The sequence below is a fragment of the Achromobacter aegrifaciens genome (genome assembly GCF_902859735.1).
In the GTDB taxonomy this organism is placed as follows: Bacteria; Pseudomonadota; Gammaproteobacteria; order Burkholderiales; family Burkholderiaceae_B; genus Achromobacter; species Achromobacter aegrifaciens.
The window spans coordinates 79669-100272 of sequence record NZ_CADIJY010000017.1 but is presented as its reverse complement, the minus strand read 5'-3'; the positions used below and the strand labels follow the sequence as shown (position 1 = coordinate 100272).

The 20604-nt window shown below is 65.7% G+C and carries 16 protein-coding genes, 1 rRNA gene and 1 other RNA gene; 16 read left to right on the top strand and 2 right to left on the bottom strand.

Going from position 1 to position 20604, the window contains the following annotated elements:
• Positions 1-218 precede the first annotated feature (218 nt).
• A 5S ribosomal RNA gene (rrf, locus tag HV766_RS27385) occupies positions 219-331 on the top strand.
• Positions 332-568: 237 nt separating this feature from the next.
• Positions 569-934 carry a DUF4870 family protein gene (locus HV766_RS27380; RefSeq protein ID WP_013391517.1) on the top strand — a complete coding sequence of 122 codons (366 nt, stop codon included), beginning with the start codon at positions 569-571 and terminating at the stop codon, positions 932-934.
• A 447-nt stretch (positions 935-1381) separates the two neighbouring features.
• Here HV766_RS27380 and HV766_RS27375 read toward each other — a convergent pair whose 3' ends face one another.
• Complete coding sequence (locus tag HV766_RS27375) at positions 1382-1660, bottom strand: SWIB/MDM2 domain-containing protein (RefSeq protein WP_006217453.1); 279 nt, start codon at positions 1658-1660, stop codon at positions 1382-1384.
• A 147-nt stretch (positions 1661-1807) separates the two neighbouring features.
• Here HV766_RS27375 and HV766_RS27370 point away from each other — a divergent pair, with 147 nt between their 5' ends.
• Complete coding sequence (locus HV766_RS27370; protein ID WP_054457611.1) at positions 1808-3001, top strand: M20 aminoacylase family protein; 1194 nt, start codon at positions 1808-1810, stop codon at positions 2999-3001.
• A gap of 11 nt (positions 3002-3012) precedes the next feature.
• Positions 3013-4077 (top strand): dihydroorotase, encoded by a 1065-nt coding sequence (pyrC, locus tag HV766_RS27365; RefSeq protein ID WP_054457610.1) that lies wholly within the window; start codon positions 3013-3015, stop codon positions 4075-4077.
• Positions 4078-4174: 97 nt separating this feature from the next.
• Here the strand turns inward: pyrC and HV766_RS27360 are convergent, their stop codons facing one another.
• Positions 4175-6001, bottom strand: a complete 1827-nt coding sequence (locus HV766_RS27360) for an ATP-binding cassette domain-containing protein (RefSeq protein ID WP_175182182.1) — start codon at positions 5999-6001, stop codon at positions 4175-4177.
• 133 nt (positions 6002-6134) lie between these two features.
• Here HV766_RS27360 and rnpB point away from each other — a divergent pair.
• The 12 genes from rnpB (at position 6135) to HV766_RS27300 (ending at position 20594) form a co-directional block, all read left to right on the top strand.
• Positions 6135-6539: RNase P RNA component class A (rnpB, locus tag HV766_RS27355), an RNA gene on the top strand.
• Between the two features lie 354 nt (positions 6540-6893).
• On the top strand, positions 6894-7322 hold the full coding sequence (mraZ, locus tag HV766_RS27350; protein ID WP_006226256.1) for a division/cell wall cluster transcriptional repressor MraZ: 429 nt from the start codon (positions 6894-6896) through the stop codon (positions 7320-7322).
• 7 nt (positions 7323-7329) lie between these two features.
• Positions 7330-8424 carry a 16S rRNA (cytosine(1402)-N(4))-methyltransferase RsmH gene (gene rsmH / locus HV766_RS27345; protein ID WP_054457608.1) on the top strand — a complete coding sequence of 365 codons (1095 nt, stop codon included), beginning with the start codon at positions 7330-7332 and terminating at the stop codon, positions 8422-8424.
• Positions 8424-8714: a cell division protein FtsL gene (ftsL, locus tag HV766_RS27340; RefSeq protein WP_054457607.1), complete on the top strand. Its 291-nt coding sequence runs from the start codon at positions 8424-8426 to the stop codon at positions 8712-8714. Before rsmH ends, ftsL begins: the two co-directional genes overlap by 1 nt.
• Positions 8711-10441 (top strand): peptidoglycan D,D-transpeptidase FtsI family protein, encoded by a 1731-nt coding sequence (locus HV766_RS27335; RefSeq protein ID WP_054457606.1) that lies wholly within the window; start codon positions 8711-8713, stop codon positions 10439-10441. The genes ftsL and HV766_RS27335 overlap by 4 nt, the downstream gene beginning before the upstream one ends.
• Positions 10438-13293: a bifunctional UDP-N-acetylmuramoyl-L-alanyl-D-glutamate--2,6-diaminopimelate ligase MurE/UDP-N-acetylmuramoyl-tripeptide--D-alanyl-D-alanine ligase MurF gene (gene murF, locus HV766_RS27330; RefSeq protein ID WP_175182181.1), complete on the top strand. Its 2856-nt coding sequence runs from the start codon at positions 10438-10440 to the stop codon at positions 13291-13293. Before HV766_RS27335 ends, murF begins: the two co-directional genes overlap by 4 nt.
• Positions 13283-14452: a phospho-N-acetylmuramoyl-pentapeptide-transferase gene (gene mraY, locus HV766_RS27325; protein WP_042796413.1), complete on the top strand. Its 1170-nt coding sequence runs from the start codon at positions 13283-13285 to the stop codon at positions 14450-14452. Before murF ends, mraY begins: the two co-directional genes overlap by 11 nt.
• Positions 14449-15981, top strand: a complete 1533-nt coding sequence (gene murD / locus HV766_RS27320; RefSeq protein ID WP_175182180.1) for a UDP-N-acetylmuramoyl-L-alanine--D-glutamate ligase — start codon at positions 14449-14451, stop codon at positions 15979-15981. The genes mraY and murD overlap by 4 nt, the downstream gene beginning before the upstream one ends.
• The gene (gene ftsW, locus HV766_RS27315) at positions 15978-17171 is read left to right on the top strand and encodes a putative lipid II flippase FtsW (RefSeq protein ID WP_175182179.1); all 1194 of its coding nucleotides are present in this window, start codon (positions 15978-15980) and stop codon (positions 17169-17171) included. Before murD ends, ftsW begins: the two co-directional genes overlap by 4 nt.
• Positions 17168-18244, top strand: coding sequence for an undecaprenyldiphospho-muramoylpentapeptide beta-N-acetylglucosaminyltransferase (murG, locus tag HV766_RS27310; protein WP_054457602.1), 1077 nt, complete (start codon positions 17168-17170; stop codon positions 18242-18244). Before ftsW ends, murG begins: the two co-directional genes overlap by 4 nt.
• A complete protein-coding gene (gene murC / locus HV766_RS27305; protein ID WP_054457601.1) occupies positions 18241-19647 on the top strand; it encodes a UDP-N-acetylmuramate--L-alanine ligase in 1407 nt (468 codons plus the stop codon). The genes murG and murC overlap by 4 nt, the downstream gene beginning before the upstream one ends.
• Positions 19644-20594, top strand: coding sequence for a D-alanine--D-alanine ligase (locus HV766_RS27300; RefSeq protein ID WP_054457600.1), 951 nt, complete (start codon positions 19644-19646; stop codon positions 20592-20594). Before murC ends, HV766_RS27300 begins: the two co-directional genes overlap by 4 nt.
• Positions 20595-20604 lie beyond the last annotated feature (10 nt).

Sequence of the window (20604 nt, the reverse complement as noted above, 5' to 3'; positions counted from 1 at the left end):
GAAACGACTTTGCGCCGATGATAGTGGACGGACGTCTGTGAAAGTAGGTCATCGTCAAGCTTTTATTCCGCAGAACCCCACAGGTAACCCCTGTGGGGTTTTGTCTTTGTGAGAGCCCATTGCGGGCGCCTGTCGAGATCTGCTCCAGGCACGCGCATCGGTCTCGCTACAGGATTGGAGCGTTTGCCCACGATAGGGCAGGCACTCAAGCAGTTACGCCTGACAACCATAGCAAGGTGGTCCCACTCCTTCCCATCCCGAACAGGACAGTGAAACGCCTTTGCGCCGATGATAGTGGACGGACGTCCGTGAAAGTAGGTCATTGTCAGGCTTTGATTCCAGGAACCCCGCAGCTCGCGCTGCGGGGTTTTTCTTTTGCGGTGTTGTTGCGATGAGCTAGCAAGCGGTCGGCGCGGCTTCGGGCGGCTGGGGCTTTTGGGCGAGTGGTTGCGGACCGTCAATCAGGCTGCAAGCCGCGCCAGCATTGAATGTGCACAAATAACAACGGCCGTGGGCGGGGTAGCTTTGTGCGGTAAGATTGACCGAGTCAATTCGTTGGAGCGTTATCGTGAGTGATCCCCAGACCCCCGTGCCCGGAACGACGTTAGACCTGCGCACGCTGACCCACGTTGCCTATGGCTTGTACGCCCTGGGCTTCCTGACGAGCGGTTTCCTGGGCATCGCCACGCTGGCGGCCGTAGTGCTGATGTACCTGAAGCGCTCGGACGCCGCAGGTACCGTCTATGCCGCTCATTTCGACTGGCTGCTGCGGACCTTCTGGTGGGCCCTGCTGTGGCTGGCCATCAGCGGCATCGCGACGCTCATCTTCATCGGCTGGATCGGCCTGGCCGCGACCGTGATCTGGGTGCTGTATCGCCTGATCAAGGGCTGGCTGTCGTTGCTGGAAGGCTCCGCGCCGACTACCTACGCCTGAAGGCTCGCGTTCAAACAGAAGGCCGGCATATGCCGGCCTTTTGCTTTGTTGAGTTTGATCTTGGCGCCGTACTTGGACAGCGGGTGCGGGCATCAGCGAACAAGCGCTGAGTGCAATTCAGCGTTTCGAAGGCCTCTGCTGGTGCAGGATTATTCACGCACGACACGTGGGCCCGCAGCATGTGCAGCCATCGCGCATGGGCCAATCCATGTTGCTTCCGAATGCTGGCCGTGGGACCGTGAGGAAGCCATGCCAACTGCCTGAAGAGGCGCGCCAGGCTTGGCTTTCGGGGAATGCTGGTGTGGGAATCAGGCCGTGCCGGCGAGGTTGCGGCGAGGCTGTCGCGGTGAGAGAAAGCTGCGCTGGGGAGGCGAGCTCGCCCAGGAATGAACCGGGGCGTCGCGACGATATGAAGGCAGGGACGTACGGGGTACGCCCTTTGCCTGCTTACTTCAGATGTGCGTTGACCAGCTTGGTCAGTTCGAACATCGTGACCTGATCTTTGCCGAAGATCGGGCGCAGCTTGGCATCGGCGTTGATGTTGCGCTTGTTGCTGGCATCTTGCAGGTTGTGCTTCTTGATGTATTCCCAGATCTTTTTGGTGACCTCGGTACGCGGCACGGCTTCCGAGCCGATGACGGCGGCCAGTTCGGCGCTGGGGGTCAGGGGCTTCATGAATGCAGCGTTCGGCTTGCGCGCGGTCGCGGGTTTGGAGGTTGTGGCCATAATGCGGCGCTCCTTCTCTGGCTGTTGGAAAAATTGTCCTGCGGCCGGAGCATAACGTGTCTCTCTCGTAAAGACAAAGGCATTTATCCTCTGTAGCAACTAAAATGCACAGACTGTCCCCTCTATATCGTCATTCTGTAACCTCCTATGTACGCACGATCTCCTTTGGAATCAATTCGCCTCTTTCATGACGAATTGACGGCGCTGCGGCGCGATTTGCACGCGCACCCCGAGTTGGGCTTCGAGGAAGTCCGGACCTCCGGAATCGTGGCGGGCGCGCTGGAGGCGCTGGGGATCGAGGTGCACCGCGGCATCGGCAAGACTGGCGTGGTGGGCGTCATCCGCGGCAAACGCTGCGATAGCGGGCGCATGATAGGCCTGCGTGCCGACATGGACGCCTTGCCCATGACCGAAGACAACGACTTCGGGCACAAGTCGACCAAGCCTGGCCTGATGCACGGTTGCGGCCACGACGGTCACACCGCGGTACTGATCGGCGCGGCCAAGTACCTGTCGCAGACGCGCAATTTCGATGGCACCGCGGTTCTGATCTTCCAGCCCGCGGAAGAGGGGCGCGGCGGCGCGCGCGCCATGCTGGAAGATGGCCTGTTCGATACCTTTCCGTGCGACGCGATCTACGCGCTGCATAACTGGCCGGGCCTGAAGCCGGGCACGATAGGCATCAACCCCGGGCCGATGATGGCCGCGGCCGATCGCTTCGAGATCCTGATCACAGGGCGCGGCGGCCACGGCGCGCATCCTTACCAGACCATCGATCCGGTCACCATCGCAGGGCAGATCATTACAGCGTTGCAGACCATCGTGTCGCGCAACGTCAATCCGCTGGATTCGGCGGTGGTGTCCATCGGATCGCTGCAGGCCGGGCATCCCGGCGCCATGAGCGTGATTCCGCGCGAAGCGAGAATGGTCGGCACGGTGCGCACGTTCCGCAAGTCCGTCCAGGAAATGGTGGAGACCCGCATGCGCGAGTTGGTGTCCGCGATTGCGGGCGCTTTCGGCGGCACTGCCGAGGTCACTTACGAACGGATCTACCCTGCGACCTTGAACACGCCGCAGCACGCCAATCTGGTGGCCGACATCGCCACCGAGATGATAGGCAAGGAGAACGTCGTGCGCGATCTGACGCCGTCGATGGGCTCCGAGGATTTCTCTTTCATGTTGCAGAGCAAGCCTGGCGCATACTTCCGCCTGGGCCAGGGCGGAGCCGATTCCGGCTGCGTGCTGCACAACTCGCATTTTGATTTCAACGATGCCGTCATCCCCTTGGGCAGCGCGATGTTCAGCGCGCTGGCCGAACGGGGCATGCCGCTGGCAGATTAAGAAGCCTTTCCATGTCTACTCAAAACACGACTCAGCTCACCATCACCCGGCCGGACGACTGGCACCTGCATCTGCGCGACGGCGCTGCCCTCGAGGCGGTGGTGGCGGATACCGCGCGCCAGTTCGCGCGCGCAATCATCATGCCCAACCTGAAGCCGCCGGTCACGACCACCGAACAGGCGTTGGCCTATCGCGGCCGCATTCTGGAGGCCTTGAAAAAGGCGGGCGGCAATCCCGATGCCTTCACGCCGTTGATGACGCTGTATCTGACCGACAACACCACGTCGGAAGAGATTTTCCGCGCCTACGAGTCGGGCCAAGTCTACGCCGTGAAACTTTATCCGGCAGGCGCCACGACCAACTCCGATGCCGGCGTGACCGATCTGCTGGGCAAATGCACGAAGGCGCTGGAAGCGCTGGAAAAATGCGGCATGCCGTTGTTGGTGCACGGCGAAGTGACGGATCCGTCGATCGACCTGTTCGACCGCGAAGCAATCTTTGTCGAGCGCGTGATGAAGCCGCTGCGCCGCGCCTTCCCCGCCTTGAAGGTGGTGTTCGAACACATCACGACGAAAGAGGGCGCGGAATACGTGCGCGACGCGGAAGGTCCCATCGCAGCCACGATCACGCCGCAGCACCTGCTGTACAACCGCAATGCGATTTTCCAAGGCGGCGTGCGGCCGCACTTCTACTGTCTGCCGGTGCTTAAGCGCGAAACGCACCGCCTTGCGCTGGTCGAGGCGGCGACCAGTGGCAGCCCGCGCTTTTTCCTGGGCACCGACAGCGCGCCGCACGCGCGCGGGTTGAAGGAGCATGCTTGCGGTTGCGCCGGCTGCTACACGGCATTGCACGCGATGGAGCTGTACGCCACCGCCTTCGACGCGGTCGGCAAGCTGGACAAGCTGGAAGGCTTCGCCAGTTTCCATGGCCCGGACTTCTACGGCCTGCCGCGCAACACCGGCACGCTGACGCTGGTGCGCGAGGCCTACCAGGTGCCCGAGGAAGTCGCGTTCGGCAACACGACGCTGGTTCCGCTGGCTGCGGGTGAAGCGCTGACCTGGCGCGCGCGGGGCTAGGCAATTGCGCCGTCCGGCAAGTCCGGAACAAAAGAAATGCCCCCGGATTTCGGGGGCATTTTTCATGCGCCTCTATATGTATATAGAGACAAGCTGATTACAGCGTGCCTTCGCGGCGCGCTTCCAGCAGTTCCCAGCGGGCGAAGCGCTCTTCGAGTTCGCTTTCCAGCTTGGCCAGTTCGCCGTTGATGCGTTCGACTTCGGCGGGCGCGTCGCGGTAGAGGCTGCCATCGGCGAGCTTGCCGGCAAGTTCCGCTTGTTGCGCCTCCAGGGCGGCGATGGCGTCCGGCAGGCCTTCCAGTTCGCGCAGTTCCCAGGAGTTCATCTTGGCCGACTTGGCCGGTTTGGGCTTGGCGGCCTTGGCGCGCGCGGCGGCATCGTCGACAGGCCGGGTGGCAGGGGTTGCGTCTTCGGCCGGGGCCGCGGGCGCGGGCCGCTGCGCGACCCATTCATCGTAGCCGCCCACGTAATCGCGCCAGCGGCCATTGCCTTCGTAGGCGATGGTCTGCGTAACGACGTTGTTCAGGAAGGCGCGGTCATGGCTGACCAGCAGCACCGTGCCCTGGTACTCCTGCAGCAATTCTTCCAGCAGTTCCAGCGTTTCGATGTCGAGGTCGTTGGTGGGTTCGTCCAGCACCAGCACGTTGGCAGGGCGGGCGAACAGGCGCGCCAGCAGCAGGCGGGCGCGTTCGCCGCCGGACAGGCTGCGCACGGGCGAGCCGGCGCGGGCGGGCGAGAACAGGAAGTCCCCGAGGTAGCTCATGACGTGCTTGCGGGCACCGCCGATTTCCACCCATTCGCTGCCCGGGCTGATGATGTCGACGAGCGTGGCGTTTTCGTCCAACTGCGCGCGCATCTGGTCGAAGTACGCGACCGCAACGTTGGTACCCAGCCGCGTCGTGCCGCTGTCGGGTTGCATCTCGCCCAGGATCAGCTTGAGCAGGGTGGTCTTGCCGGCGCCGTTGGGGCCGATGATGCCGATGCGGTCGCCGCGCAGGATGGTGGTGGAATAGTCGTCCACCACGATCTTGTCGCCGAAGGCCTTGTTCACGTGGTCGAGTTCGGCGACCAGCTTGCCGGAGCGCTGGCCCTCGGCCAGCGCGAGCGAGACGTCGCCGACGCGTTCGCGGCGTTCGGCGCGTTCGACCCGCAGCCGTTCCAGGCGGCGCACGCGGCCTTCGTTGCGGGTGCGGCGGGCCTCGACGCCCTTGCGGATCCAGACTTCTTCCTGCGCCAGCAGCTTGTCGAAGCGCGCTTGTTCCAGGCGCTCGGATTCGAGCCACTGGGCCTTGCGCTCCTGCCACTGCGAAAAGTTGCCGGGAAAACTCAGCAGGCGCCCGCGGTCGAGTTCGACGATGCGGGTAGCCACTGCGTCCAGGAAGCGGCGGTCGTGGGTGATGATGACGGCGGCGCCTTTCCAGGTGCGCAGCATGTCTTCCAGCCAGGCGATGCCTTCGAAGTCCAGGTGGTTGGTGGGTTCGTCCAGCAGCAGCAGGTCCGGCTCATCGACCAGGGCGCGCGCCAGCGCGACGCGCTTGCGCGTGCCGCCGGACAGGCCGGCGATCTGTACGTCCGCGGGCAGGCCGAGTTTTTCGAGCACCGAGCGCACGCGCGAGGGGCGCTGCCAGTCTTCATGATCGCCCTCGACATTGCAGACCACATCGAAGACGGTGGCGTTTTCGTCCAGTTCGGGTTCCTGTTCGACCGTGGCCACGCGCAGACCCGAACTGCGGGCGATGTCGCCGTCGTCGGGCTGGGTCCTGCCGTCCAGCAGTCTCAGCAGCGAGGACTTGCCGGCGCCATTGCGGCCGATGAGGCCGATGCGCTCGCCGGCCTGGATGGCAAAATCAGCGTGGTCCAGCAGCGGGTGGTGGCCATAGGCCAGCTGGATGTCGGTAAGGGTGATGAGAGTAGCAAGGGCCATGTGATGGGTATTGTCTGCGGCGTCTGAGCGAATCAAGGCGTATTGTCGCAGGAACCCCGTAACGCCGTTTGCACGGCTAGTGTCGCGGCTTCTTCGGGGACGGAGCTGGCGGGTGTAATAGAATACGCACCGCAAGGCGGGTCGGACGATCGCGGTGGATGCGAATCCATCGAGGAAGGTCCGGACTCCACAGGGCAGGGTAACGGCTAACGGCCGTCCGGCCGCGTCTTCGGGCGCGGTTGAGGAATAGGGCCACAGAGACGAGTCTGCGGGGCGGGCGTGCATCGCGCGCACAGATACGGCCATCTCCGTATCGCGCCGTCCGGCAACGGGCGGCGGCATCGCAGGGTGAAACGCGGCAACCTCTATCCGGAGCAACATCAAATAGGCATGCGTGCGGTCTTCGGACCGCGTAGGGCGGCCCGTCCAAGCATGCGGGTAGATGGCTAGAGCGGCTCAGCAATGATCCGTCCAGAGGAATGATCGTCCGCCAGGGAAACCTGGTGTACAGAATCCGGCCTATAGACCCGTCTTGCAACTCATTCGCAACGCGAGCCTGGTCCTGGCTGGAACCTGGCGTCGCGCTGGCCGGGCCGGACCATTTTTGGGGCCGCTCAAATCGGCGGGCCCGGCTGGAAGCCTTGCCAACCGGAGCAAACGACCGACCGTAAAACAATGCAAAGGCATTGTTAGCCGCCACTTCTGAAGAAGGACTTTTAGATAGTGCCGCAACCTCCTGATTTATTGGGAGGTTTTTCTTTTTGCGGATTTACATATTGATCTAAGTCCTTGTTGTGATTGAAAAAATTGCAACCACGCGCTTGACCGCCCCGATCCCATACCGTAGAGTGGGAAATAGTAGGAAATTGTGCAATTAAGTGGGGTAAAAGTGGTGTTTCAGGGAAGCAGCGCGCTCACGCTGGATGCCAAGGGACGGATCTCGATTCCGACCCGGCACCGTGACGCGCTCATGTCGCAGGCCGATGGCCGGCTGACCCTGACACGCCACCCTGACGGCTGCTTGCTGGTCTACCCGCGGCCCGAGTGGGAAAAGAAGCGCGAGCAGATTGCCGCCTTTCCCATGACGGCGCGCGCGTTGCAGCGGCTGTTGCTGGGCAACGCTCAGGACGTGGAACTGGATGGCTCCGGCCGGGTCCTGATCGCTCCTGAACTGCGCAACGCTTCCGGTATGACGCGCGATGTGATGCTGCTCGGTCTGGGCGCGCACTTCGAGCTGTGGGACGCCGCTACTCTGGCCAGCCGCGAGGCTGAGGACCTGGCCAAGGGTATGCCGGATGTGTTGAATCAGTTTTCGTTCTGAAAAAGTTATGGAATTCGAACATCGGCCCGTTCTGCTGGAGCCGACGGTGGACGCGCTATTGCTGCCTGACTTCGGCGGCAAGGGCGCGGCACGGTCGCATCAGCAGGCCGGGCCGGCTGCGGCTACGCGGGCGGAAGGCGGCGTCTTCGTCGACGGCACCTTCGGGCGTGGCGGGCACAGCCGCGAACTGCTTGGCCGCCTGGGCCCGAGCGCCAGGCTGGTGGTGTTCGACAAGGATCCGGAGGCGATCGCCGTAGCCAGGCAACTGGCGGCAGCGGACCCGAGGGTCACCGTGGTGCATGGCGGCTTTGCCACCATGGCCGAAGAATTGGAGCAGCTCGGCATCGGCAAGGTCGATGGCGTGATGCTGGATCTGGGCGTTTCCTCGCCTCAGATCGATGACGCCGAGCGTGGTTTCTCGTTCATGCGAGACGGCCCGCTCGATATGCGGATGGACACCACTCGTGGTCCCACGGTGGCGGATTGGCTGGCGCAAGCCAGTGTGGATGAGATGCGGGAGGTCATAGCGGATTATGGCGAAGAACGGTTTGCTTTTCAGGTTGCAAAGGCGATTGCTGCTCGCCGCGCAACAAGGCCGCTGCGCACCACGCTCGAGCTTGCCGAGTGCGTCGCCAGCGCCGTCCGCACGCGCGAAAAGGGGCAACATCCGGCCACACGCACCTTTCAAGCTCTACGGATTTACATCAATCGGGAACTCGAAGAGCTCGCGCGCACCCTCGCGGCAGCTCTAGACCTGCTCGCCCCGGGAGGGAGGTTGGCGGTGATCAGCTTTCATTCGCTTGAAGACCGCATGGTCAAGCAGTGCATCGCGGCGGCGGCTCGTCCGGCCGCCGCGCATGCGCGCCTGCCCCTGCGCGAAAGCGAAATGCCCCAGCCGGTCCTGCGCTCCCTGGGCCGCGTGCTGGCCGAAGACGACGAAGTCTCGGCCAACGCCCGCGCCCGTTCCGCCGTCTTGCGCGTAGCCGAACGTACCGAGACGCCGCTGCCCGCCGAGGGCGGCTTCGCGTTCGTGAAGATCGGTTCGCTGCCGGGCAGCGACCTGGCACCCCCGCCGCGTCGCGGCAAGGGAGGGCGCCGCTAATGGGTCGCGTCAACCTGATCGTTGCGGCTTTGCTGATGCTGTCGGCCATTTCCCTGGTCACCAGCCGGTATCAGTCGCGCCAGCTCTTCATCGAGCTGGGACGTGATCAGGCGCAGGCTCGCGACCTGGAAACCAACTGGCGGCGCCTGCAGCTGGACCGCGCCGAACTGGCCCGCAACGCGCGGGTCGACGCCATCGCGCGCGATGGCCTGAAGATGATCTCCATCGTTCCGGATCGCACGCTGTACTTGAACCAGCCGCCCGCTTCCGCCACCGGAGGCGCGCAATGAAACGCGTCCCCTTCTTCGATAACCCCGTGCTGCGCGGGCAATTGCCCACCTGGCGCGCGCGCCTGGTGCTGATCCTGCTGTTCGGCGGGTTCACCGTGCTGGCCGGCCGCGCCCTGTTCCTGCAGGGGCTGTCCACCGAATTCCTGCAGCAGCAGGGCGAGCGGCGCTATGAGCGCACGCTGACCCTGGCCGCGACGCGCGGCAAGATCATGGATCGCAACGGCGCGGTGCTGGCCTCCAGCGTGCCGGCGCGCGCCATCTGGGCGATTCCGGAAGACGCCAAGCAGGCTACCCCGGCGCAGATGGACACGCTGGCGAAGCTGCTGGAAACGCCGCCGGCCGACCTGCGTCACCGCCTGGTCGACGAAGACAAGAACTTCGTCTACCTGAAGCGCCAGGTCTCCATGGACGTGGCCGACAAGATCAAACAATTGGGCATGCCCGGCGTGCACCAGCAGCCCGAGACCCGCCGCTACTACCCGGACGGCGACGTGATGGCTCACGTGGTGGGTTTCAATAGCGTCGAGGATCAGGGGCAGGAGGGCGTCGAGCTGACGTTCAACCAGCAGTTGTCCGGCCGTCCCGGCAGCCGTCGCGTCATCAAGGACCGGCTCGGCCGCGTGATCGAAGATGTGCAGGCCGTGACCCTGCCGGTGGATGGCCGCGACCTGCGCCTGTCGATCGACACGCGTCTGCAGTATCTGGTGTTCAAGGCGTTGAAGGACGCCATGGACAAGCACCAGGCCAAGGGCGCGACCGCCGTGGTCGTGGACGTGCATACGGGCGAGATCCTGGCCCTGGCCAACGTGCCGACCTTCGATCCGAACAAGCGCGAGACCTTCCACGGTTCCAAGCTGCGCAACCAGGCCATCACCGACACCTTCGAGCCGGGCTCGATCATGAAGCCGTTCACCGCCGCGTTGGCGCTGGACCTGGGTCGCATCAGCACCAAGACCCTGTTCGAAACCGGCAACGGCCGGTTCCAGTATCAGGGCAGCACGATCAGCGATGTGAGCCGCAACGGCACGCTGGACGTGGCCGGCGTGCTGCGCAAGTCCAGCAACATCGGCATGACGATGATCTCCGAGAAGCTGGAATCCCGCGAAATGTGGGACCGCTTTACCGAACTTGGCCTGGGCCAGGCGCCCCAGGTGGGATTTCCCGGCGCGGCGCCCGGACGCCTGCGTCCCTGGGACCGTTGGCGCCTGATCGAAAAGGCCACCATGGCCTACGGCTACGGCCTGTCGGTGTCGCTGTTGCAGGTGGCGCGCGCCTATACCGTTTTCGCCCGCAACGGCGACATGGTGTCGCTGACCCTGGTCAAGCGCGACAGCGATCCCACCAGCGTCAAGATCTACACGCCCAAGACGACTGAAATGGTGCGCGGCATGCTGGAAGCGGCTGCCGGCCCCGAAGGCACCAAGGCTGCCCAGGTGCAGGGCTACCGCGTCGCCGGCAAGAGCGGCACGGCGCGCAAGATCGTCGACGGCAAATACAGCATGCAGCGCTATCGGAGCTCCTACGTGGGCTTCGCTCCGGTGTCCGATCCGAAGATCGTCGTGGCCGTGTCCATCGACGAGCCGACGATCGGCGGCTATTACGGCGGCGCCATCGCCGCGCCCGTGTTCTCCCAGATCGTGGGGGGGAGCTTGCGGCTGATGGGGGTGCGCCCGGACGCGCCCTTCGAATCCACAATTGTTGCTGGTCTCAAGGAGCCAGGCAGATGAGCGCCAAAGGCTTCCTCTCCAACCCTGTCGCCACGGTTGCCGAAACCGTGGCGTGGTTGCATTCGCGCGTGTCGTTGACCGCGCACCTCAAACTGGACTCCCGCGATATCGAGCCGGGCGATGTGTTCGTCGCCTGCCCGGGCCTGTCCAGCGACGGACGTCTCTATATAGAGAAGGCGTTGGCGCTGGGCGCCAGCGCGGTGTTGTTCGAAGCCCCCGCCAACGATGCCGTCGCGGCCGTGGCGGACCAGGCTGCGATGCTGCCGGTGACTGGCCTGCGCGCCCTGCTGGGCGAGTTGGCCGACACTTGGTACGGCCGGCCCTCGGCCGAGCTGGCGGTGGTCGCGGTGACTGGCACCAACGGCAAGACGTCGTCGGTGCAATGGATTGCGCACGCGCTGAGCCGCAATGACAAGCCCTGCGGCACCATCGGCACCCTGGGCGCCGTGCTGCCCGACGGCCAGACGCTGGGCGGCGACCTGACGACGCCGGACGTCTTGACCGTGCACCGTACGCTGGCCGCCATGCGCGACGCCGGCGCCAAGGCCGTGGCCATGGAAGCGTCTTCCATCGGCATCGAGCAGGGCCGGATGGATGGCGTGCGCGTTGCGCTGGCCGCCTTCACCAACCTGACGCGCGATCACCTCGATTACCACGGCACGATGGAACGGTACGAAGCCGCCAAGGCGCGGCTGTTCCGCTGGCCGGGCCTGACCGCCGCCGTGATCAACGCCGACGACGAAGCCGGCCGCCGCCTGATTGCCGATCTGCCGGCAGGCATGGCAATGGGCTATAGCCTGAGCGAAGCGCAGGACATTCCCGCCGCCATGCGCGCGCGCGATCTCCAGGCCACCGCGCAGGGTCAGATCTTCACGCTGGTGTCGCCGCATGGCGAAGCCCAGATCGTGACGCGCCTGCTGGGCGCGCACAATGTATCGAACCTGCTGCTGGTAGCGGGCGTGCTGTATCAGTTGGGCCTGCCGTTTGCGCAGATCGCGCGCGAACTGGCCGCGACGGACCCCGTCGACGGCCGTCTGCAAACCGTCGAGCCGGTGGCGCACAGCACCCAGGCCAGCACGGGCCGCGGCCCGCTGGTGGTGGTGGACTATGCCCATACCCCGGATGCGTTGTCGCGGGCGCTGACCGCCTTGCGCGCCGTTGCGACCGCGCGATCGGGCCGCTTGATCTGCGTGTTCGGCTGCGGCGGCGAGCGGGATCCGGGCAAGCGTCCCGTGATGGGCCGCATCGCGGCGGACCTGGCCGACCATGTGGTCGTGTCCAGCGACAACCCGCGCACCGAGTCGCCTGAAGCCATCGTCGAACAGATCCTGACGGGCATCCCGGACAGCGTGAAGCCCGACGTGCAAGTGGACCGCGCGCGCGCCATCATGCAGACCATCTGGGCCGCGACGCCCGACGATGTGGTGCTGCTGGCCGGCAAGGGCCATGAAACCTACCAGGACATCGGGGGCGAGAAGCTGCCTTTCGATGACCGGGAATGGGCGCGGCTGGCGCTGCTGCTGCCGCAGGTCAAGGGCGTGTCGACCGACACCCGCCGTATCGGTGAAGGCGAATTGTTCGTGGCGCTGGTGGGCGAGAACTTCGACGCCCATAACTATCTGGATCAAGCCGAAGCGCGCGGTGCGTGCGCGGCCGTGGTGGCGCACGCCGTGCCCGACGCCAAGCTGCCGCAGCTGGTGCTGGGCGACACCCGCGTCGCGTTGATGCGCATCGGCGCCGCGTGGCGCGCGCGGTTCACGCTGCCCGTGGTGGCGGTGACCGGCAGCAACGGCAAGACCACGACCAAGGAAATGATCTCGGCGATGCTGGCCGAGTGGCAGGGTGAAGCGGGCCGCCTGGCGACCGCGGGCAACCTGAACAACGACATCGGCGTGCCGCTGACTCTGCTGCGCCTGCGGCCGGAGCACCGCGCGGCCGTATTCGAACTGGGCATGAACCACCCCGGCGAGATCGCGCAACTGGCCGCGATCGCGGCGCCCTCGGTGGCGCTGGTCACCAATGCTCAGCGCGAACACCAGGAATTCATGCATAGCGTGGAAGCGGTGGCGCACGAGAACGGCGCCGCCATCGCGGCGCTGCCCGAGGATGGCGTTGCCGTATATCCCGGCGATGAACCGTATTCGGCGATCTGGGATGCCCTGGCCGAGCCGCGCCGCGTGTTGCGTTTCGGCCTGCAGCCCGGCCTGGACGTGTATGCCGAGCAGATCCTGGCTGACGTGAACGCCACCCGCTGCCGTGTGGTGACGCCGGTGGGCGTCGCCGACCTGGCGCTGCCGGTGCCGGGCCTGCACAACCTGCGCAATGCGCTGGCCGCCATTGCCAGCGCGATCGCGGCGGGGGCGCCGCTGGATGGCGCGGTGCGCGCCCTGGCAGGTTTCAGCCCGGTCGCGGGTCGCATGCAGCACAAGAGTATGAGTGACGGAACGTTGCTCATTGATGACACTTACAATGCCAACCCCGACTCGGTTCGCGTAGCCGTGGACGTGCTGGCCCGCATGGCCGGCAAGCGCGTCCTGGTGCTGGGCGACATGGGCGAGGTCGGGGACAACGGCCCCGCCATGCATGTCGAGGTGGGCAATTACGCGCGTGAGCAAGGGCTCGACGCGCTCATCACGCTAGGCGAAGCCAGCCGGGCGGCCGCGGCCGCATTCGGAGTGGGCGCACACGCCTGCGCATCGGTAGACGAAGTGGTTGCCGCAATGCGCGGCTTGCGCGCGTCCTGCGTATTGGTAAAGGGATCGCGCTTTATGCGCATGGAGCGGGTAGTGACGGCTTTTTCTACGAATGAAGGTGTGACGGCCAAGTGGCAGGGAGAGCAGAATGCTGCTTGAAATCGCCCGCATGCTGTCTGACGATGTGCGCGCACTGGGGGTGTTCGAATACATCACCCTGCGCGCTGTTCTGGCATGCGCGACCGCGCTGTTGATTGGCCTGGTGGCGGGTCCGCGCGTGATTCGCAAACTGACCGAGATGAAGATCGGCCAGGCCGTGCGCTCCTACGGTCCGGAAACCCATCTGGTCAAGACCGGCACCCCCACCATGGGCGGTGTGCTCATCCTCATTTCCATCGCCATCAGCACGCTGCTGTGGGCGGACTGGACAAACCGCTTCGTGTGGGTGGTGTTGCTGGTGACCTTCGGCTTCGGCTGGATCGGCTGGATGGACGACTATCGCAAGGTGGTCTATCGCGATCCGGAAGGCATGCCCGCGCGGCAGAAGTTCTTCTGGCAGGCCACCATCGGGATGGTGGCCGCGGTGTATCTGGCGTTTGCCGTGTCGGCGCCGGCCAATACCGAACTGTGGCCCTTGTTCAAGGCCTGGGTGGGCAGCGGTTTCACGATGTCCTTGCCGACGCGCGCCGACTTGATCGTGCCTTTCTTCAAGAGCGTGAGCTATCCGCTGGGCGTGCTCGGTTTCGTGGCGCTGACCTGGGCGGTCATCGTCGGCACCAGCAATGCCGTGAACCTGACCGACGGCCTGGACGGCCTGGCCATCATGCCTACCGTCATGGTGGGCAGCGCACTGGGTATCTTCGCCTACGTGGTCGGCCGCGTGGACTATTCCAAGTACCTGCTGTTCCCCTACATCCCGGGAGCGGCGGAATTGATGGTGCTGTGCGCCGCGATTGGCGGCGCCGGGCTGGCATTTTTATGGTTCAACGCGTATCCGGCCCAGGTCTTCATGGGCGACGTCGGCGCGCTTGCCTTGGGAGGCGCGCTGGGCACCATCGCGGTCATCGTGCGCCAGGAAATCGTGCTCTTCATCATGGGCGGCGTGTTCGTGGTCGAGACCCTTTCCGTGATGATGCAAGTGACTTGGTTCAAGTACACGAAGCGACGTTATGGAACAGGTAGACGCATTTTCCGCATGGCCCCGTTGCATCATCACTTTGAAGTGGGCGGCTGGAAAGAAACCCAGGTGGTCGTGCGTTTCTGGATCATCAGCATGATGCTGGTGCTGATTGGCCTCTCTACCCTGAAGTTGCGATGAATACGATGGAAACCTCCCGCGCAGACGCGCCGCTCGTCCTGATCCTCGGATTGGGCGAGACGGGTGTCGCCGCCGCTCGCTGGTGCGCCCGCCTGGGTGCCCGCCTGCGCGTGGCCGACACGCGCGCCGAACCGGGCGGGCTGGCCGCGCTGCGCGAATCACTGGCGCAAAGCGAAGTGGAGTACCGCCTGGGCTGCGACGAGTCCTTCGACACGGCGCTGCTGGACGGCGTGCATCAGGTCGTGCTGAGCCCCGGCTTGGCGCCCTCCCAGGCGCCAGCGGCCGAGTTGCTGCGCGAGGCCGAGGCCCGCGGCATCGAGGTCGTCGGCGAGATCGAATTGTTTGCGCGCGCTTTGGCCGATCTGGCCGAGACGCGCGAGTACCGGCCGCGCCTGTTGACCGTGACCGGCACCAACGGCAAGACCACAGTCACCGCGCTGACGCGCCAGCTGGTTGAGGCCAGCGGCCTGTCGGCGGTGGCTGCGGGCAATATCAGCCCCGCGGCGCTGGCCGCGCTGATGGAAGCGCTGGACGCCGAATCGCTGCCGCAGGTCTGGGTGCTGGAGCTGTCCAGCTTCCAGCTGGAAACCACGCGCTCGCTGATGGCCGACGCGGCCGTGGTGCTGAACGTCACCCAGGATCACCTGGACTGGCACGGCGGCATGGAAGCCTACGCGCAGGCCAAGGCCCGCCTGCTGAAGATGGCCCGCGTGGCCATCGTCAACCGCGACGATCCGTACACCGTGGACATGGTCGCCACGCTGAACGCGCTGAACGTGCGCAGCTTCGGCCGTGACGTGCCGGAGCTGGTCGGCGACATGGGCCTGGAGCTGGGCCAGGGCGTGGCCTGGCTGGTGGCCTGCGAACCCAACGATTTCGATGAACCCGCGCCGCCGGTGCGCCGCAAGAAGGACGCGCCCGAACCGACGCGCGCCAAGGGCCGCATGAGCCGCCTGATGCCGGTGGACGCCTTGCGTATCCGCGGCATCCACAATGCCTTGAACGCGCTGGCCGCGTTGCAGTTGGCGCGCTGCCTGGACCTGGGCTGGGGGCCGATGCTGCGCGCCTTGCGCGAGTACACGGGCGAACCGCATCGCGCGGCCTTCGTGCGCACGATCGGCGGCGTCGACTACATCAATGACAGCAAGGGCACCAACGTGGGCGCCACTGTGGCCGCGCTGGAAGGCCTGGGCCAGCAAGTCGTGCTGATCGCCGGCGGCCAGGGCAAGGGCCAGGATTTCTCGCCGCTGATTCCCGTGGTGGCGCAGCATGCGCGTGCCGTGATGCTGATCGGCCAGGACGGCCCCGAGATCGGCCGCGTGCTGGCGTCGACCGGCGTGCAGTGCGTGACGGTTGAAACCCTGCGCGACGCCGTGCGCGGCGCCGCTGAATTGGCCCAGCCGGGTGATGCCGTGCTGCTGTCGCCCGCTTGCGCCAGCCTGGACATGTTCCGCAACTATCCGCACCGCGGACAGGTGTTCGTGGAAGAGGTCGAAGACCTGGCCCGCGACCGTGGAGAGATCGCATGAGCCTGATCGCCGATCTCACCGCCAGCGTCAACGCCGTACGGCCCGGCCGTACCCGCATGCGCAATTTCGATCTGCCGCTGGTCATCGCGGCGTCGACCTTGCTGCTGCTCGGCCTGCTGATGGTGTATTCGGCGTCGATCGCGCTGGCCGACGGCCCGCGCTATGCCTCATATGGCCGCTACTACTTCGTGATCCGCCACGGCCTGTTCATCAGCGCCGGCCTGGTGGGCGCGGCGGTGGTGCTGGCGGTGCCGATCCGCGTGTGGCAACGCCTGGCGGTGCCGATGTTCGTGGTGGCGATGGTGCTGCTGGTGGCGGTGCTGATCCCCGGCATCGGCCGCGAGGTCAACGGCGCGCACCGCTGGATCCCGCTGGGTCCGCTGAACTTCCAGCCCTCCGAACTGATGAAGCTGGCTGCGCTGCTCTACGCTGCCGATTATACCGTGCGCAAGCAAGAGCACATGCAGGCCTTTGCCCGCGGCTTCCTGCCGATGGCGTTCGCGCTGGCCGGCGTCGGCATGCTGCTGCTGCTGGAGCCTGACCTGGGCGCTTTCATGGTGATCGTGGCGATCGCGATCGGCATCCTGTTCCTGGGCGGCATCAACGGCAAGTACTTCAGCAGCCTGCTGGCCGTGCTGGTCGGCACTTTCCTGATGTTGATCTGGCTGTCGCCGTGGCGTCGGGCGCGCCTGTTCGCGTATCTGGATCCCTGGAACGAAGACAATGCCTACGGTAGCGCCTACCAGTTGTCGCATTCGCTGATCGCTCTGGGTCGTGGCGAATGGCTGGGCGTGGGACTGGGCGCCAGCGTCGAGAAGCTTCATTACCTGCCGGAAGCGCACACAGACTTCCTGATGGCGGTGGTGGGCGAGGAATTGGGCTTTGCCGGCGTGATGCTGGTCATCACCCTGTTCGCCATCATCGTCTATCGCGGTTTCGACATTGGCCGCCAGGCCATCGCCATGGAACGCACCTTCGCGGGCCTGGTTGCGCATGGCGTGGCGATGTGGTTTGGCGTGCAGGCCTTCATCAACATGGGCGTTTGCCTGGGCCTGCTGCCCACCAAGGGCCTGACCCTGCCCCTGATGAGCTATGGCGGTTCGGGCATCGTGATGAACCTGTGCGCGCTGGCCATGCTGATCCGGGTCGACGTGGAAAACCGCGTCATGATGCGTGGAGGGCGGGTATGACGGCCTCTCGCACCATTCTGATCATGGCTGGCGGTACCGGCGGACACATCATGCCGGGCCTGGCCGTGGCTGATGTGCTGCGCGAGCGCGGCTGGCGCGTGCTGTGGCTGGGCAATCCTGAAAAGATGGAAGGCCGGCTGGTGCCGCCGCGCGGTATCGAGCTGGTTCCGCTGCGTTTCCAGGGCGTGCGCGGCAAGGGTGCTTCGGCGCTGCTGAAGCTGCCGTTCCTGTTGCTGCGCGCATTCGGGCAAGCGTGGTCGCGCCTGTCCGACGTGCGGCCCGACGTGGTGCTGGGCATGGGCGGCTACGTCGCTTTTCCGGGCGGCGTCATTGCGGCGCTGCGCGGCACGCCGCTGGTGGTGCATGAGCAGAATGCCGTGGCCGGCACTGCCAACAAGTGGCTGGCCAGGATGGCCCGCCGCGTGCTGAGCGGCTTTCCCGGCGTGCTGCCCAAGGGCGAGGCCATGGGCAATCCGGTGCGCGCGGACCTGTGCGCGTTGCCGGACCCGGCCGCGCGCTACGCCGGCCGCAGCGGCCCGCTGCGCGTGCTGGTCGTGGGCGGCAGCCTGGGCGCCCAGGCGCTGAACACGACTTTGCCGCAGGCGCTGGCGCGCCTGCCGCAGGAAAACCGGCCGGTGGTGGTGCACCAGGCCGGCGAGCAACATTTGCCCGCGCTGCAGCAGGCCTACGCCCAGGCGGGCGTGGAAGCCGACTGCCGCGCATTTATCGATGACATGGCGGGCGCCATGGGCGAAGCCGATCTGCTGATCTGCCGCGCGGGCGCCATGACGGTGTCCGAAGTGGCCGCGGCGGGCGTCGCAGCCCTGTTCGTGCCGTTCCCGCATGCCATCGACGACCACCAGACCGCCAACGCGCGCTTTTTGAGCGATGCGCAGGCTGCCTGGCTGCAGCCGCAGACCGGCCTGACGCCCGAATGGCTGGCGCAGTGGCTGGGCCAACGCTCTCGACAAGAACTCCAAGCCGTGGCCGAACGGGCCCGCGCGCATGCGCGCCCCGAAGCCGCGGCCCATATCGCCGACGTCTGTGAACAAGCAGCGGGGCGCGCATCATGAAACACAGAATTCAACACATCCATTTCGTAGGCATCGGCGGCTCGGGCATGAGCGGCATTGCCGAGGTGCTGCTCAACCTGGGCTACACCATCAGCGGTTCCGACCTGAACGAGTCGGCGGTGACGCGCCGCCTGGCCGGCCTGGGCATGAAGATCGCAATCGGCCACGTGGCCAGCAACGTCACGGGCGCCGCCGCCATCGTCACGTCCACCGCGGTGGCAGGCGACAATCCCGAGGTGATCGCCGCCCGCGCCGCCCGCATCCCGGTGGTGCCGCGCGCCATCATGCTGGCCGAGCTGATGCGCCTGAAGCGCGGCATTGCCGTCGCCGGCACGCACGGCAAGACGACCACGACCAGCCTGGTGGCCAGCGTGCTCGCCGCTGGCGACCTGGATCCGACCTTCGTGATCGGCGGCCGCCTGAATTCGGCCGGCGCCAATGCGCGGCTGGGGCAGGGCGACTACATCGTGGTCGAAGCCGATGAATCGGATGCCTCGTTCCTGAACCTGCTGCCGGTGATGGCCATCGTGACCAACATCGATGCCGATCACATGGACACCTACGGGCACGACGTGGCGCGCCTGAAGAGCGCTTTCATCGAGTTCACGCAGCGCCTGCCGTTCTACGGCAGCGCGGTGCTGTGCTCGGACGACGCCAATGTGCGCGAGATCATGCCTTTTGTCTCGCGGCCCATCACGACCTACGGCCTGAACGAAGAGGCGCAGGTGCGCGCCTATGAAGTGCAGCCGGAAGGCACGCGCATGCGCTTCAACGTGCAGCGCACGCATCGCGACACCCTGCTGCCGCCGCTGCAGGTCGAACTGAATCTGCCGGGCCTGCACAACGTGCGCAACGCGCTGGCCGCGATCGCCGTGGCGACCGAGCTGGGCGTGGCCGATGCAGCCATCTGCGAGGCGCTGTCGTCCTTCCATGGCGTGGGCCGCCGCTTCACGCAGACGGGCGAATTCCCAGTGCCGGCCAGTCATGGCGGCGGCACTTTCACGGTGATCGACGATTACGGCCATCACCCGGTGGAAATGGCCGCGACGCTGGCCGCCGCGCGCGGCGCCTGGCCCGACCGCCGCATCGTGCTGGCCTTCCAGCCGCACCGCTACACGCGTACCCGCGACTGCTTCGAGGATTTCGTGCGCGTGCTGGGCACGGCCGACGCGGTGTTGCTGACCGAGGTCTACGCCGCGGGCGAACCGCCACTGGTGGCGGCGGACGGCCGAGCCTTGTCGCGCGCCCTGCGTGTGGCCGGCAAGGTCGAGCCGGTGTTCGTCGAGGACGTGACGGAACTGCCGCAGGCCATCGTGGATTTCGTGCGCGATGGCGACGTGGTGATAGTGATGGGAGCGGGTTCGATCAGCAAGGTCCCCGCTCAAGTTGGAGAACTGGCATGAACACGCAATTCGGCAAGGTCGGTGTGTTGTACGGCGGACGATCCGCCGAGCGCGAAGTGTCCTTGATGTCGGGCACGGGCGTGCACCAGGCGCTGCTCAGCGCCGGCGTCGACGCGCACCTGTTCGACACGGGCGAGCGCAGCCTGTCCGAGCTGGCCGCCCAGGGTTTTGACCGCGTGTTCATTGCCTTGCACGGCCGCTACGGCGAAGACGGCACCATCCAGGGCGCCCTGGAACTGCTGGGCATCCCCTATACCGGCAGCGGTCCGCTGGCCTCCGCGCTTGCCATGGACAAGACCATGACCAAGCGCGTGTGGCTGCAGCACGGCCTGCCCACGCCCGACTTCGAATTGCTGGACGCCGACACCGAGCTGCGTCTGGTGCCGGACCGCCTGAGCCTGCCGCTGATCATCAAACCGCCGCATGAAGGCTCGACGGTCGGCATTACCAAGGTGGTGGGCTATTCCGACATGAAGGAAGCCTATGCCGCGGCCGCGCGTTTCGACGCCGAAGTGCTGGCCGAGCAGTTCATCACCGGTCGCGAGCTGACCGTGGCGGTGCTGGGCGGCGGCAAGACCGCGCGCGCGCTGCCCGTCATCGAGATCGCCGCGCCCGGCGGCAACTACGACTACGAGCACAAGTACTTCTCCGACGACACGCAGTATTTCTGCCCGGCCACGCTGCCGCCCGAAGTGGCCGCGGAAGTCGCCGAGATCGCGGTCAAGGCTTATCAGGCGCTGGGCTGCGAAGGCTGGGGCCGCGCCGATTTCATCCTCGACCGCGACAACCGGCCGTGGCTGCTTGAAATGAATACCTCGCCTGGCATGACCAGCCATTCACTCGTTCCCATGGCCGCCAAGGCGGTGGGAATCAGCTACGCCGATCTGTGCGTGGCGATCTTGTCCGAGGCTGCGTGCAAAGTGCGCAGTCCGGCCCGCAACGCTTGACCCGGATACT